Annotated in this window: 11 protein-coding genes; 4 read left to right on the top strand and 7 right to left on the bottom strand. The window is 63.9% G+C overall.

The window, feature by feature from the left end:
- Positions 1–28: 28 nt before the first annotated feature.
- The 4 genes from rfbA to msbA are packed head-to-tail and all read right to left on the bottom strand — an operon-like array spanning position 29 to position 4410.
- Entirely contained in the window at positions 29–916 is an 888-nt protein-coding gene (gene rfbA / locus PCE31106_RS05830) for a glucose-1-phosphate thymidylyltransferase RfbA (protein WP_150562675.1), read from the bottom strand.
- A gap of 7 nt (positions 917–923) precedes the next feature.
- Complete coding sequence (gene rfbB / locus PCE31106_RS05825; RefSeq protein WP_150562674.1) at positions 924–1988, bottom strand: dTDP-glucose 4,6-dehydratase; 1065 nt, start codon at positions 1986–1988, stop codon at positions 924–926.
- 28 nt (positions 1989–2016) lie between these two features.
- A complete protein-coding gene (locus PCE31106_RS05820) occupies positions 2017–2601 on the bottom strand; it encodes a peroxidase-related enzyme (protein WP_150562673.1) in 585 nt (194 codons plus the stop codon).
- Positions 2602–2658: 57 nt separating this feature from the next.
- Complete coding sequence (gene msbA, locus PCE31106_RS05815; RefSeq protein ID WP_017232852.1) at positions 2659–4410, bottom strand: lipid A export permease/ATP-binding protein MsbA; 1752 nt, start codon at positions 4408–4410, stop codon at positions 2659–2661.
- A 161-nt stretch (positions 4411–4571) separates the two neighbouring features.
- Here msbA and recQ point away from each other — a divergent pair, with 161 nt between their 5' ends.
- The gene (gene recQ / locus PCE31106_RS05810; RefSeq protein WP_150562672.1) at positions 4572–6392 is read left to right on the top strand and encodes a DNA helicase RecQ; all 1821 of its coding nucleotides are present in this window, start codon (positions 4572–4574) and stop codon (positions 6390–6392) included.
- Positions 6393–6439: 47 nt separating this feature from the next.
- Positions 6440–7240: a glycosyltransferase family 2 protein gene (locus PCE31106_RS05805; protein WP_437343794.1), complete on the top strand. Its 801-nt coding sequence runs from the start codon at positions 6440–6442 to the stop codon at positions 7238–7240.
- A gap of 16 nt (positions 7241–7256) precedes the next feature.
- On the opposite strand, the gene PCE31106_RS05800 is transcribed toward PCE31106_RS05805, so the two are convergent.
- Entirely contained in the window at positions 7257–8108 is an 852-nt protein-coding gene (locus PCE31106_RS05800) for a glycosyltransferase family 2 protein (protein WP_150562671.1), read from the bottom strand.
- Between the two features lie 74 nt (positions 8109–8182).
- Positions 8183–11788 carry a DNA polymerase III subunit alpha gene (gene dnaE, locus PCE31106_RS05795; RefSeq protein WP_150562670.1) on the bottom strand — a complete coding sequence of 1202 codons (3606 nt, stop codon included), beginning with the start codon at positions 11786–11788 and terminating at the stop codon, positions 8183–8185.
- 217 nt (positions 11789–12005) lie between these two features.
- On the opposite strand from dnaE, the gene PCE31106_RS05790 reads away from it, so the two are divergent.
- Positions 12006–12905: a sulfurtransferase gene (locus PCE31106_RS05790; protein ID WP_150562669.1), complete on the top strand. Its 900-nt coding sequence runs from the start codon at positions 12006–12008 to the stop codon at positions 12903–12905.
- Positions 12906–12913: 8 nt separating this feature from the next.
- Positions 12914–13864, top strand: a complete 951-nt coding sequence (gluQRS, locus tag PCE31106_RS05785; protein ID WP_302476044.1) for a tRNA glutamyl-Q(34) synthetase GluQRS — start codon at positions 12914–12916, stop codon at positions 13862–13864.
- A 112-nt stretch (positions 13865–13976) separates the two neighbouring features.
- Here the strand turns inward: gluQRS and PCE31106_RS05780 are convergent, their stop codons facing one another.
- A complete protein-coding gene (locus tag PCE31106_RS05780) occupies positions 13977–15488 on the bottom strand; it encodes a DEAD/DEAH box helicase (protein ID WP_017232845.1) in 1512 nt (503 codons plus the stop codon).
- Positions 15489–15621 lie beyond the last annotated feature (133 nt).

The following is a 15621-nucleotide window of genomic DNA, read 5'->3' as shown; positions in this document are numbered from 1 at the left end:
AGAATCGAAAGTGAGCTGTGCGCCAGACTCAGAACAACCGCTCGCGCAACATCGAGAGCAAGTATTGGCCGTAACCGGTCTTGGCGAGCGGTTGCGCGAGTGCCTCGATGGCGGCGGCATCGATCCAGCCCCGACGGTATGCGATCTCTTCGGGGCATGCGACCTTCAGGCCCTGACGGCTTTCGATCGTCTGGATGAACGTGCTCGCCTCGAGCATCGATTCGTGCGTGCCGGTATCCAGCCATGCATAACCCCGCCCCATGATCTGGACGTTGAGCTTGCCGCGACGCAGGTATTCGTTGTTGACGTCGGTGATTTCCAGCTCACCACGCGCCGACGGCTTGATCGAGCGAGCAATCTCGATGACGTCGTTGTCGCAAAAGTACAAACCGGTCACGGCGTAGCGCGACTTCGGCGCCTTGGGTTTCTCGACGAGGTCGATGGCTTTGCCGCTTTCATCGAACGTCACCACGCCGTATCGCTCGGGATCGTTCACGCGGTAGGCGAACACGGAGGCGCCATCCGTCTGGGTATTCGCTGCCGAGAGCAGTGACGCGAAATCGTGCCCGTAGAACAAATTGTCGCCAAGCACCAGCGCGCATGGGTCGCGACCGATGAAGTCCGCGCCAATCAGGAATGCCTGCGCCAGACCGTCCGGCGACGGTTGCACGGCATATTGCAGGTTCAGGCCCCACTGACTGCCATCGCCCAGCAGTTGCTCGAAGCGCGGCGTGTCCTGCGGCGTCGAGATGATCAGCACGTCACGAATCCCCGCCAGCATCAGCGTCGTCAGCGGGTAATAGATCATCGGCTTGTCGTAGACCGGGAGCAACTGCTTGGAGACGGCGAGCGTCGCCGGATACAGTCGCGTGCCGGAGCCGCCAGCGAGAATGATGCCTTTGCGTTTGATACTCATACGTGCCTCAGCCGTTCTTTTGGTAGTGTGTTTCGATCCAGCGCTGGTATTCGCCCGACTGCACTTGGCGCACCCACTCCCCGTTGGCGAGGTACCACTGCACTGTTTTGCGCATACCGGTCTCGAACGTCTCGGCTGGGCGCCAGCCCAGTTCGCGCTCAAGCTTGCGCGCGTCGATCGCATAGCGCCGATCGTGGCCTGGGCGGTCGGTGACGAACGTGATCTGATCACCGTACGACTTTCCGTCGGTGCGCGGCGACAGTTCATCGAGCAGTGCACACAGGTGCTTCACGACCGACAGGTTGTTCTGCTCGTTCCAGCCGCCCACGTTGTAAACCTCGCCCGTGACACCTCTGGCGAGCACCTCGCGAATGGCGGAGCAATGGTCCCCGACATACAGCCAGTCGCGCACGTTGCTGCCGTCGCCATAGATCGGCAACGGCTTGCCGGCCAGCGCATTGGCGATCACCAGCGGGATAAGCTTTTCGGGGAATTGGTACGGGCCGTAGTTGTTCGAGCAGTTGGTCGTGAGCACCGGCAGGCCGTAGGTGTGGTGGTAGGCGCGCACCAGATGGTCGGAACCGGCCTTCGACGCTGAGTACGGGCTGTTGGGCGCGTACGGCGTGGTCTCGGTGAAGGCCGGATCGCTCGGGCTCAGCGAGCCATAGACTTCGTCCGTCGAGACGTGCAGGAAGCGGAAGGCATCGCGCGCCTCTCCGCCGAGCGCTCCCCAATAGGCGCGCGCGGCTTCGAGCATCGTGAACGTGCCGACGATGTTCGTCTGCACGAAGTCGCCCGGGCCATGGATCGAACGGTCGACATGACTTTCCGCCGCGAAGTGCAGCACCGCGCGCGGACGATGCTCAGCGTACAAGCGGTCGAGCGCTGCGCGATCACAAATATCGACTTGTTCGAAACGGTGACGGGGATCGCGTTCCAGGCTCGCCAGATTTGCCAGATTGCCGGCATACGTCAATTTGTCGATGGTGACGACCGGCTCGTCGTGCTGCGCAAGCCAATCGAGAACGAAATTTGCACCGATGAAACCGGCGCCGCCAGTCACGAAGATCATAAGTATCGAAAGGTAAAGAGAAGTCGGGTTATCGGGCGCGCGGCACGCGTCCCATCAAAAAGAATTCGTCATTCGGCCGCATCGAGATGGCGTTGGCAATGCGGTTGGACATGCCGAAAAACGCCGTGATCGCGGCGATGTCCCAGATGTCCTCGTCGTCGAGACCGTGTTGGCGCAGCGCCGCGTAATCGTCGTCGCCGACTTCGTGGGAGCGCTCGCACACCTTCATCGCATAGTCGAGAATCGCCCGCTGACGCGCGCTCAGGTCCGCCTTCAGATAGTTGACGGCCACCTGATCGGCGAGCAGCGGCTGCTTTTCATAAATGCGCACCAGCGCACCGTGTGCAACGACACAATACAGACACTGATTCACCGCGCTCGTGGCGACCACGATCATCTCGCGTTCGCCTTTGCTCAGATTGCCTTCTTTGGCCATCAGCGCATCGTGATACGCAAAAAAAGCGCGGAATTCGGCGGGGCGATGCGCCAGCGTGAGGAACACGTTCGGGATGAAGCCGGCCTTTTCCTGCACGTCGTCGATACGTGCCCGAATATCGGCCGGCAACGTGGCAAGGTCGGGCACAGGGAAACGGCTGATCGGCGGCTGACTCATCGTGATCTTCTCCAGGTCGGGCGGATAAGCGCTGACGTTCGCGACGCGACGGCGACGTCAGGCGTCCTGCTGCTGTGCGTACTGAATGCGGTGCAGATGCGCGTAGAGGCCATTATGCGCCACCAGCGCCTGGTGCGAGCCCTGCTCCACGATGCGGCCATGTTCGAGCACGACGATCCGGTCGGCGCGCTCAATGGTCGAGAGGCGGTGCGCGATCACCAGCGTGGTGCGCCCTTCCATCAGGACTTCCAGCGCGGCCTGCACGTGACGCTCGGACTCCGAATCCAGCGCGGACGTTGCTTCGTCCAGGATCAGGATAGGAGCATCCTTGTAGATCGCGCGTGCGATGGCCAGACGTTGACGCTGACCGCCCGACAGGCGCATGCCGTTGTCGCCCACGAGCGTTTCGACGCCTTCGGGCATGGCCGCGACCGCATCGGCCAGATTGGCCGCCCGCAGCGCCGCCTGCACGCGCTCGGCGTCGATCTCCTGGCCGTAGGCCACGTTTGCGGCGATGGTGTCGTTGAACAGCACGACGTCCTGGCTCACGAACGCAATTTGACGACGCAGATCGGCCAGGCGCAGGTCCGTCAGCGCAATGTCGTCGAGCAGAATCCGGCCACCGGTCGGATCGTAGAAGCGCGGCACCAGATTGACCAGCGTGGTCTTGCCGCTGCCGGAGGGCCCCACCAGCGCCACCATCTCACCGGGCGCCACCTCGAGCGAGATCCGATCGAGCGTCGGACGCTCGCTGGCACCATAGTGGAAGCTCACCTGATCGAACGTCACGCGCCCCTTGGCGCGCTCGAGCGTGCGCTCGCCGCCGGTCGGCTCGACTTCGACATCCATGACTTCGAAAATCAGCTCCGCGGCCGTCACGCCGCGCTGCAGCGGCTGATTGACATCCATCAGATGCTTGAGCGGAGAGACGACGAGCAACAGTGCCGTGACAAAGGCCGTGAAGCCGCCCACGGTCATCTCGCCCGACGACGACTCGATCATCGCCACCGTAATGACGATGGCCAGTGCCAGCGAGGCGAGGGCCTGCGTCACCGGCTGCGCCAGACCGCCTGAGACGGTCACGCGCATGGCATAACCGCGCAGCGTGCTCGTCATCTTGTCGAAGCGCGACTTTTCGTACGCTTCGCCGTTGTGGATCTTCACCACCTTGTAGCCGCCCACGGCTTCTTCGACCACGTACGACAGTGCATTGGTCAGCGTTTGCTGCTCGCGGTTCAAACGACGCAGGCGCCGGTTGATCTTGCCGACGAGCCAGCCGATGAACGGCAGAATCACGGCCACGACGAGCGTAAGGCGCCAGTTCAGATAGAACAGGTAGCCCAGCAGGCCGACGACAGTGAGCGAATCGCGCACGAGCGTGATGAGCACCGTGGTCAGTACGCCGAGCACCTGATTGACTTCGTAGACAAGCGCATTGATGAGCGTGCTCGTCGTCTCGCGTTGATAGAAGACGGCCGGCGCATGCAGCAGGCGGTCGAACATGCGCACGCGCAGGTCGAGCAGCACGCGGTTGGACACCCACGAGAGCATGTAGTTGGCCGAATATTGCGCCACCCCCCGGATCACGGCCAGCCCGATCACGGCGGCGGGTACGTACCACAGATTCCATGGATCCTGGCCCGAGAACCCCTTGTCGAGCACCGGCTTGAGGACGGCCGGAATGGCCGCTTCGGTCGCGGCCACGAGCGCCATGGCGAGAACGGCCAGCAGGCCCATGTGCCAATACGGCTGAAGATAGCCCAGCAGACGCCGAAGAATCGGTCCGACGGGCTTGTGCGGTGCGCTCATGTAGGTGGGGGACGGCGGAAAAACCGCTATTCTATCGTACCGGCCGGTCTTGCCGGGACACGTCCGAGCCTGACTCGGACATCACCGCAAAATTCATCACAATGGCCGCGCTCGGGGCCGATGCGCGCCGCAGCCGGGGGGGAACCGGTATACTCCCGCCCATGGCAAGCGCACTCGAAGTCCTCCGTACCGTATTCGGCTATAACGCATTCCGTGGCGATCAGGCCGCTATCGTCGACCACGTGGCCGACGGGGGAGACGCGCTTGTGCTGATGCCGACCGGCGGCGGCAAGTCCCTGTGTTATCAGATCCCCGCGTTGCTGCGCCCCGGCATCGGCATCGTCGTCTCGCCGCTCATCGCGCTCATGCAGGACCAAGTCGATGCGCTGCTGCAAGCCGGGGTGCGCGCGGCCTATCTGAACTCCAGTCTCGGCTTCGACGAAGCGCTCGATACCGAGCGCCGCGCCGCCCGCGGCGAACTCGATCTGCTCTACGTGGCGCCCGAGCGCTTGCTGACCGATCGTTTTCTCGACCTGCTCGACCGACTCGACGCGCGCGGGCAACTGGCGCTGTTCGCCATCGACGAGGCGCATTGCGTCTCGCAATGGGGGCATGACTTCCGTCCCGAATACATTCAGCTCTCGGCACTTCACGAACGTTATCCGCGCGTACCGCGCATCGCGCTGACCGCCACGGCGGACGCCGCGACGCGCGAGGACATCCAGACGCGGCTTGGCCTGACCGAGGCGCGGTTGTTCGTCTCGAGCTTCGACCGGCCGAACATTCGCTACGAGATCGTCGATCGCGACAATCCCCGCAAGCAGTTGCTCGCGTTTCTGGGGCGGCATCGGGGCGAAGCGGGCATCGTCTATTGCCTGTCGCGCAAGAAGGTGGAAGAAACCGCCGCCTGGCTCGAGACGCAGGGCATTCCGGCCCTGCCCTATCACGCCGGGCTGGACGCGGACGTGCGCCGCACGCACCAACAGCGCTTCCTGCGCGAGGAAGGGCTGGTGATGTCGGCCACTGTTGCCTTCGGCATGGGCATCGACAAGCCCGACGTGCGTTTCGTCGCCCACCTGGATTTGCCCAAGAGCCTCGAAGCCTACTATCAGGAGACGGGGCGCGCGGGGCGCGACGGCGAACCCGCCGAAGCCTGGATGACGTATGGGCTGAACGACGTCGTGGTGCATCGCAGCCGCATCGACGAGTCGAACGCTCCCGACCAGCAAAAGCGCATCGAACGCCAGAAACTCGATGCCCTGCTCGGCTATTGCGAAGCGCCGCGCTGCCGCCGCACCGTGCTGCTGTCGTATTTTGGCGAATCGAGCACGCCGTGCGGCAACTGCGATGTCTGCCTGAGTCCGCCCGAAGTCTTCGACGGGACCATCGCCGCCCAGAAGGCCCTCTCGGCCATACTGCGTACGGGCCAGCGCTTTGGCGCCGGGCATCTGGTCGATCTGCTGCGCGGGCGCAGCACCGACAAGATTCGTCAGTTCGGGCACGAAGCCCTGCCGACGTTCGGCGTTGGCGGTGAACTCGACGATCAAGGCTGGCGCGCGGTGTTCCGGCAGTTGATCGCGCATGGCATCATCGAGCCCGACAGCAGCCAATACGGCGCGCTGACGCTCAACGCGGCGGCACGCCCGGTGCTCAAGGGGGAAACGACACTGTCGTTGCGGCGCCAGCGGGCCTCCGTCGGAAAGAAGAGCCGTTTTGCCGGGTATGCGTCGTCGCAGGCGATCGAGCTGGATACTGCCGATCAGCAACTGTTCGAAAAGCTGCGGGCCTGGCGGCAGGAGATCGCCAAGACGCAGCAGGTGCCCGCCTACGTTATCCTGCACGACCGGACACTGCGCGAACTCGCCCAGCGTCGCCCCCGCCATCGCGAGGGGTTGGCCGATATCACCGGACTCGGCGAAGCCAAGATCGAACGCTACGGTGAAGCGCTTGTCGAGTTGCTCAACGACGTTGCCAACGCTTGATCACCGCGCGGGTCCGGCAATCGGACGCCGCCATTTCGTGAGTTGTCATGATTGAAGCTTCATCGCCTGCCACCTCGCTCGAATGTTCGCCACGTCTGCCGCTCACGGTAACGATTCTCACGCGCAACGAGCGTCACAACATTGCCGATTGCATCGCGTCGGTGCAGTCGTTGGCGTCGCAGATCGTCGTGCTCGATAACGCGAGCACGGACGGCACGACGGACATCGCTCGCGCCGCAGGCGCCGAGGTGCACGTCACCGCCGACTGGCCTGGCTTCGGTCCACAGAAGAATCGCGCGCTGTCGCTTGCGACACAGCCCTGGGTGCTGTCGCTCGACGCCGATGAACGCGTCACGCCAGAATTGGCGGCCGAGATTGCGGCGGCGATTGCCAGCGGTGACCGCGGCGGCTGCGCGGGCTTCCGCATGCCTCGCCTGTCGCAGTTCCTCGGACACTGGGTGCGGCATTGCGGCTGGTACCCGGACTACGTGTTGCGACTGTTTCGGCGCGAGGCCGGACGCTTCTCCGACAATCTCGTGCACGAGCGGGTGATCGTCGACGGCGAGATCGGCACCCTTGCGCATCACCTGCTGCATTACAGCTATACCGAGGTTCGTCAGGTCGAAGACAAGGTTCAGCGGTATGCGCGCGCGGGGGCGACGGAGATGGCGTTGCGCGGCAAACGCGTCTCGCCGCTGAAACCTTGGATCAATGGCGGATGGGCGTTCGTGCGCACGTATTTGCTGCGCAGAGGATTTCTCGACGGCGCCACCGGCGCCGCGATTGCGCGGATGAATGCCCGCAGCGCGTTTCTGAAGTACGCGCTGCTGCGGCGCGCAGACGCCTGACGCACCCTCGGCCCAATTACTTGGCGAGCGCCCGCTTCACACGCGAGCGGAACAATTCCCAGCGCAGCTTGCCGTCATCGACCGGCTCGGGCAGCCGTCCGTCGTTACCTGCCGGCACCGGCTTGCCACGGCGCAGGTAGTAGCGGTCGAAAATGGACTGTGTCATGCCCCACTTGCGCAGAAACTGCGTGCGACCGTCGTTCTTCACCACCTTACCCGTACTCTTGCACTGAAAGTGGTACACAAGGCTCGCGCCAACGCCAACGAAACGGCGTGCGCCCGCTGCCCACATCTTCATCGAGAAGTCATTGTCGCTGCTCATGCCAGGGCTAAGCTCGGTGCTGTAGCCGCCGACGAGAAACCACCAATCGCGGTGCACGAGCGTCGGTGGCCAGGTGGCGCCGAACCAGTCCGGCTTGCGGTAGGTCGGCACGGCAGCGAGCAGCCCCGCCTCATCGAACGTATCGACGTCGCGGCCGAAGTCCTGCACGAGCACGCAGGGATTGCCGGTGTCGACCGGCTCGATCATGGTGCCCGAGAGCATGAAGGCCTTGTCGGGCATGGCTTCGGCACGCTCGATCAGCGCACGATCCCAGCCCGGGCAGCAATACATGTCGTCGTTCAGGTAGACGATGTACTTTTCCCGTGCGAGCGCCGCCGCCTGATTCACGGCGTAGCAGATACCGATGTTGGCCGGCGACGCCGTATGTTCGATCCCCTCGGCCCGCACCCAGTCAAGCGAGCCGTCGGAGCCGTCGTTGATGTGGACGATGATCTGATGCGGATGGCTCGAATTCTCGCGAATGCTGCGCACGCAAAGTTGCAGCAAGGCGAGATTGTTCCACGTCGGAACGATGATGGAGAACATCCGGATTTCCTTGTTGTATCGAAAGACGGACGGCACCGCGCGGCGTCATGCAACGCCGCGCGGCACCGCCTGCCTCAATAGATGATTTGCACCGAATCGGTTGTGAGCCACTGGCGAAGCTCGCCGAGCAATTCGTCGCCCGGCTGGACCTTCCAGTCGTCACCCAGTCGCGACTCGCATTCGGCATCAGGACGGCGATACACAATGTGCACCGGCAAGCCGTTCTGCTTGTCGTTGTCGTCGTCATTGCGACGTCCGAAGGCACCGCTCCGGCCACCGCCACCGCCACCGCCGCCTCCGCCTCCGCCGCCGTTGAAGCCGCCGCCGCCGCCACGGGAACCGCCGCCCGCGCCTGCCGTTGCCGCGACACGGTACATCGTACAGTGCGGTTGCAGCGTGGCGCGCAGGCGCGTCCAATCGGCATTGCCGTTGAACGACAACTTGAGCGCACGCGCGAAACGCGCCCGCGCACGGCCGAGATCCATCAAGCTCTCCACGGTGAAGCGCAGGCCACCGGTAAAGCTGTCCGGGCGTGCGTTGCCCTGCACGATGAGCAGTTCGTCTTCCTTGAAGAGGTGCTTGTTCGCCTCGAACTGCTCGTTGAAGATCGTGACTTCGAGCGTTGCCGTGCCGTCGTCGAGCTGTACGATCAGCATCTTGCCGCGCTGAGTCATCATCGTGCGCATGCTGGCAATCACGCCGGCGACCAGCCTGTCGCGGCCCTCTGTCAGATCTCGAATGCGGGTCCGGACGAAGCGCCGCACTTCCTCCGCGTAGGAATCGAACATGTGGCCCGACAGGTAGAAGCCGAGCGCCTGCTTCTCTTCCTGCAACTTGCGCTTGTCGGTCCAGGCTGGCTCGTCGGCCAGCTCGAGCGGCGCCTGCAGGCTTTCGTCACCAAGATCGAACAGGCTGACCTGGTTGGCCGCCGCACTCGCCTGCTCGGCGGCTTCCATCGCCAACGGCACCGACGCCATCAACTGCGCACGATTGGCATGAATGCTGTCGAAGGCACCGGCACGAATGAGCGCTTCGATCGTGCGACGGTTCACCACACGACGATCGATGCGGGCGCAGAAGTCAAACAGATCGGTGAACGGTTTCCCTTCGCGCGCCCGCAGAATTTCTTCGATGGCCGACTGACCGCTCCCCTTGATCGCGCCCAGGCCGTAACGCACCGTCTTCGCGTCGGCCGGCTCGAATCGATAGGCGGAGACGTTCACATCCGGCGGCAGCACGCCCAAGCCATTGGCGCTGGTCAGGCAGTCTTCGTAGAGAATCTTGACCTTGTCCGTGTCGTCCATGGCCAAGCTCATATTGGCGGCCATGAATTCGGCGGGATGGTGTGCTTTCAGCCACGCGGTGTAATAGGCCAGCAGCGCGTACGCCGCGGCGTGCGACTTGTTGAAACCATAGCCCGCGAATTTCTCCATCAAGTCGAAGATCTCGTCCGACTTTTCGCGTGTGAGGCCGTTCGTCGCCGCACCCTGCGCGAAAATCTCGCGGTGCTGGGCCATCTCCTCAGCCTTCTTCTTGCCCATCGCGCGACGCAACAAATCGGCGCCACCGAGCGAGTAGCCGCCGATGATCTGCGCCATCTGCATCACCTGCTCCTGGTAGACCATGATGCCGTAGGTCTCCTGGAGCACCGGCTCGACGCGCGGGTCCGGGTACTCTACCTTCTCGCGGCCGTGCTTACGGGCGCAGAAGCTCGGGATCAGGTCCATCGGGCCCGGACGATACAACGCCACCAGCGCGATAATGTCCTCGAACCGGTCCGGCTGGGCGTCCTTCAACATGCCCTGCATGCCGCGGCTTTCCAGCTGGAACACCGCCACCGTGTTGGCTTTCTTGAGGATGCTGAAGGCGGCCGGATCTGTGAGCGAAACCTGGTCGAGCGACCAGTCCGCCATCTCCGGATGCAGCCGCTTGATGTAGCGCTCGGCCCAATTCAGGATCGTCAGCGTGGTCAGACCCAAAAAGTCGAACTTCACCAAGCCGACGGCTTCCACGTCGTCCTTGTCGTACTGGCTCACCACGCCGCTGGCATCTTCGCCGCTGCCCTGCGTGTACAGGGGACAGAAATCCGTCAGCTTGCCCGGTGCGATCAACACGCCGCCCGCGTGCATGCCGACGTTACGCGTGAGGCCTTCAACGCGCTGCGCCAGCTCGATCAACTGCTTGACTTCGTCCTCGGTCTGGAAGCGCTCGGCAAGTTGCGGCTCTTCTTTGAGCGCGTCGTCGATGGTGACGTGCTTGCCCGGCTTGAACGGAATCAGCTTGGAGATACCGTCGACGAAGTTGTAGCCCAGATCGAGCACGCGGCCAACGTCGCGCACCGCCGCCTTCGCGGCCATCGAACCGAACGTTGCGATCTGCGAGACGGCGTCGGCGCCGTATTTGTCCTTCACATACTGAATGACGCGATCGCGCCCGTCCTGACAGAAGTCGATGTCGAAGTCGGGCATCGAAACGCGTTCCGGATTCAGGAAGCGCTCGAACAGCAGGTTGTACTTGAGCGGGTCGAGGTCGGTGATGCCAAGCGCATAAGCCACGAGCGAACCCGCCCCCGACCCGCGCCCCGGCCCTACCGGGACACCATTGTTCTTCGCCCACTGGATAAAGTCCGCCACGATCAGGAAGTAGCCGGGGAAGCCCATCTTGATGATCGTGCCGGTCTCGAAGTCGAGCCGCTTGTAATACTCGGGACGCCGCGCGTCGCGCTCGGCCTCGTCGGGGAACAGTTGGGCGAGACGCGTCTCCAGCCCTTCCTTGGACAGATGTACGAGATAGTCGTCGAGTGACATGCCGTCCGGCGTGGGGAACAGCGGCAGCTTCGGCTTGCCGAGCTCGAGTGTCACGTTGCAGCGCTTGGCAATCTCGACGGTATTCGCCACGGCAGAGGGCACGTCTTCAAACGCGGCGATCATGTCGTCCTGCGTGCGGAAACTCTGATCCTGCGTGAACCGCCGCACACGGCGCGCGTTGCCCAGCATCTCGCCTTCGGAAATACACACGCGCGCCTCGTGCGCGGTGAAGTCGTCCGACGTCATGAACTGAATCGGATGCGTGGCAACGACCGGCAGGCCCGCTTTCGCCGCCAGCTGCACCGCCTGCTGCACGTACATCTCCATGCCCGCCTGGCCGGTGCGCTGCAACTCGATATAAAACGCACCGGGGAAAACGCTCGCCCAGTGCTGCGCGCATTGCAGCGCCTGCTCGGGGTTGCCGGCCGCCAGCGCCGCACCGACATCGCCCATCTGGGCCCCGGAGAGTGCCAGCAGACCGCGCGCCAGACCGTCGGCCTGGAGCCATGGCGATTCGATCTCCGCCCGCCCGCGCCACTGGTTGCCGAGCCACGCCTTGGAGAGCAACTGGCACAGGTTCAGATAGCCCTCTCTGTCGCGTGCGAGCAGCAACAGCCGCGACGGCTTGTCGCGGTCGGCCGGATTCGTGATCCAGGCATCGCAGCCAATGATCGGCTTGACGCCCTTGCCGCGGGCTTCCTTGTAAAAACGGATGGCGCCGAACATGTTCGCGAGGTCGGTCAGCGCGAGCGCGCCCTGACCATCCTTGGCGGCGGCCTTGACGACGTCGTCGAGCCGCACGATGCCATCGGCGATCGAGTATTCGGAATGGAGACGGAGGTGGACGAAGCGAGGTTCTGACATGGGCCGTATTGTAACGCGCCGCCCCCGGATACAGCGCCCCGCGTCACGAAACGTCCCACTTTGGCGCGCTTTTCGGATGAGACCGGGCGCGCGCTCGGAATTCCTCCCCGCCGTGACCGGGATGCTGTCCGATTCGGCGAAATCCGGGGTGAAATCAAAGTGCGTTCGCGCCGAATCGGCGATAATGGCGCTTTATTGCTTCACGCTTTTGCGAAATCCCGTTGCCATGTCTATCGTCAACATCGCTGCGTACAAGTTCGTCACGCTCGACGACATCGCGACCCTCCGTCCCGCCCTGCAGGCACGCTGCCAGGCGCTCGACCTGAAGGGCACCATCCTGCTCGCGCCGGAGGGCATCAACCTGTTTCTGGCCGGCTCGCGCGAAGCCGTCGACGCCTTCCTCGCCGAACTGCGCGCCGACGCCCGGTTCGCCGATCTGGCCGTCAAGGAAAGCCTCTCCGAGGCGCAGCCGTTCCGCCGGATGCTGGTGCGCCCGAAGAAAGAGATCATCACGATGAAAATGCCGGTCATCAAGCCGGCGGACGGCCGGGCGCCCGGCATCGATCCGGTCACGCTCAAGCGCTGGCTCGACGCCGGCCAGGACGATGAAGGCCGCCCGGTGGTAATGCTCGACACGCGCAACGACTTCGAAGTCGATGTCGGTACGTTCGACAACGCCGTCGACTATCGTCTGACCAAATTCTCGGAATTCCCCGACGTCGTTGCCGCTCACCGCGATGACTTCGAAGGCAAGACCATCGTGTCGTTCTGCACCGGTGGCATTCGGTGCGAAAAGGCCGCGATCTACATGCGCGACATCGGCCTCGAGCATACCTATCAGCTCGACGGCGGCATTCTCAAATACTTCGAGGACGTTGGCGGCGCGCACTATCAAGGCGACTGCTTCGTGTTCGATTACCGCACGGCGCTCACGCCCGACCTCACGCCGTCGACGACCCAGCAGTGCTTCGCCTGTCGCGCCGTGGTCACCGCCGAGGATCAGCGCAGCCCGGCTTACGTCGAAGGCGAGCATTGTCCTGCGTGTGTGGGTAGCCGCACGGCGGCCAACACGCTTGAGAAGGCCATCGCTGCCGCCCCGTCAGCGCCATCTGCCCCGTCTGCCTGAGCGCGCCGGTGGCTCACGCTTGCCCGCACGACGCCGCGCCGCCCGCCAGCCCTGATGCGTGCTACCGGGGTACGCGTTACCGGGGCCGCTTCGCGCCCTCCCCAACCGGGCCGCTGCACCGTGGCTCGCTCGTCACCGCCCTGGCCAGTTGGCTCGATGCCCGCGCGCATGACGGCGTCTGGATCGTCCGTATGGAAGATCTTGACGAACCGCGGTGTGAGCCGGGGGCGGCCGACGCCATTCTCGCGACGCTGACGCGTCTGGGCCTGCATTCGGACGAGCCGGTCGTCTGGCAAAGTCAGCGACACGCGCAGTATGAACAGGCGCTCGCCTCGCTCATCGCGCGCGGACTCGTTTACCCCTGCGGCTGCACGCGACGCGAAATCGCCGATTCGCTCACTCGCGTGCACGCGCGCCACAGCACGCTCGCGTATCCGGGCACGTGCCGCCACGGCCTTCACGGCAAAACGCCGCGCGCCTGGCGCTTGCGAGTCCCGGACGGCGGGGCCGCTCGCATCCGTTTCGAGGATCGCTGGATGGGCCCGCAGACGCAGGATCTGGCGACCGAGGTCGGCGACTTCGTGCTCAAACGTGCCGACGGCCAATGGGCCTATCAGTTGGCCGTGGTCGTCGACGATCAGACACAAGGCATGACCGATATCGTGCGCGGCGCGGATTTGCTGGATTCGACGGCGCGCCAGATCTATCTGCAGGCGTGTCTCGATGCCCCCACGCCGCGCTATCTGCACGTACCGTTGGTCATGGCCGACGACGGCGAAAAGCTGAGCAAACAGAATGGCGCGGCCCCGCTTGTCCTCGACACGGCAGACGCGACGCTCTGCGCGCTCAAGGACGCCGCGGCACATCTGGGATTACCGGCGACGCTCGCCCACGTGTCCCATCGTGAAGACTTCTACGCCGCAGCGACACAGGCTTGGCGGGTTCAGCACGGGCAATGAATCCCGCACCCGCCTTCGTTACCGTTCCCCAACATGAAAAAAGCCAGCGCAACTACGCTGGCTTTTCAACTTCAACACGCATCGTCAATGCGCGCCGCCATCCATCATCGGCTCAGTGGCTCGCCTTGCGCGGGAAGCCGGCAAGCAACGCCGCCACCTGACGCTTCGGCGCCTTGTCAGGCAACCCACCAAACGACGTCGGCACAGCGGACTCCTGCGACGAACGAGCATCATGCTGCGGCTCACTCGCCGACGGCGACGGCTCGTACGGCTTGTAGAAGAACTCGTCTTCCGGACGAACACGGCGCGGTGCGGCACTGCCGCCGCTACGGCTGGCCCGCAGGCCGTCGTGGCGACTGTGGCGCTCGCTACGGTCACTACGCTCACCGCGCTCACTACGGTCACCGCGATCGCCGCGGTCAACAACGCGCTCGCTGCGGTCGTCGCGCGACCGGCTACGACGCTCCAGCACCAACTCTCCACGCTTGAGTTCGTGCTTGATCAGCTTTTCGATTTCCACGATTTGCTTGCGTTCGTCGGGGGCGCACAGCGAGATTGCCTCACCCGACGCACCCGCGCGGCCCGTGCGACCGATACGGTGCACATAGTCTTCCGGGTTGTACGGCAAATCGTAGTTGATCACGCCCGGCAGATCCGAGATGTCCAGCCCGCGCGCTGCAACGTCGGTGGCCACAAGCGCCTGAATACCGCCTTGCTTGAACGCTTCGAGCGCTTGCATACGCTCGTTCTGCGACTTGTCGCCGTGAATCGCGGCCGTTACGATGCCCTCGCGCTCCAACTGGCGCGCCAGTCGGCTCGCACCGACCTTGCTGTTGACGAACACGATGACCTGCTTGAGATCGCGCTCCTTCAGAATCTGCACCACGGCGGCGCGCTTGTCGTCTTCATCCACTTGATAGACAACCTGCTCGACATTGTCGGCCGTGGCATTGCGGCGGGCGACTTCGATCGTGAGCGGATTCGTGAGATAGCTCGACGCGAGTTTTTTGATCTCGTTCGAGAACGTGGCCGAAAACAGTAGCGTCTGGCGCTGCTTCGGCAGCAAATTCAGAATGCGCTGAAGGTCGGGCAGGAAGCCCATGTCCAGCATGCGGTCGGCCTCGTCGAGCACGAGCATCTTCACCTGGCTCAGATTCACCGTCTTTTGTTCGACGTGATCGAGCAAGCGACCTGGCGTGGCGATCAGGATCTCAACGCCGCGTCGCAACGCATCCTTCTGCGGATTCATGTCGACGCCGCCGAACACCACCGTATTGCGCAACGGCGTGTGCCCCGCGTACGCGCGCACGTTCTCGGCAACCTGATCGGCAAGTTCGCGCGTCGGCGTAAGAATCAGCGCACGCACCGGGTGACGGGCAGGCGATGCACTCGTGTTGGCTTCGGGCAGCAAGCGCTGGATGATCGGCAGCGAAAAGCTGGCGGTCTTGCCCGTTCCCGTTTGCGCGGCGCCCATGACGTCACGTCCGGACAGCACCACCGGGATGGCCTGCGCCTGGATCGGCGTCGGCTGGGTGTAGCCCTGCTCGGCGATGGCCCGCAAGATGTCCGCATGCAGCCCAAAGCTATCGAAGCCGGGGGTCGGAACAGCATTTACATCAGCCATGGTGGAGGGACATCTCTTTTAAAAAACGGGGGCCGCCACGCGGAAGGATTCCGCATCAAAGCTCACTCGCGAAGATTCAAGGGGCGCTGCGCGCCATGCTCGGGGCTGGCGCGAGAGGGGCCTGTCGAGGGAC

It is taken from the genome of Pandoraea cepalis, assembly GCF_902459665.1.
Lineage (GTDB): Bacteria > Pseudomonadota > Gammaproteobacteria > Burkholderiales > Burkholderiaceae > Pandoraea > Pandoraea cepalis.
This window is presented reverse-complemented; position numbering and strand designations above follow the sequence as displayed.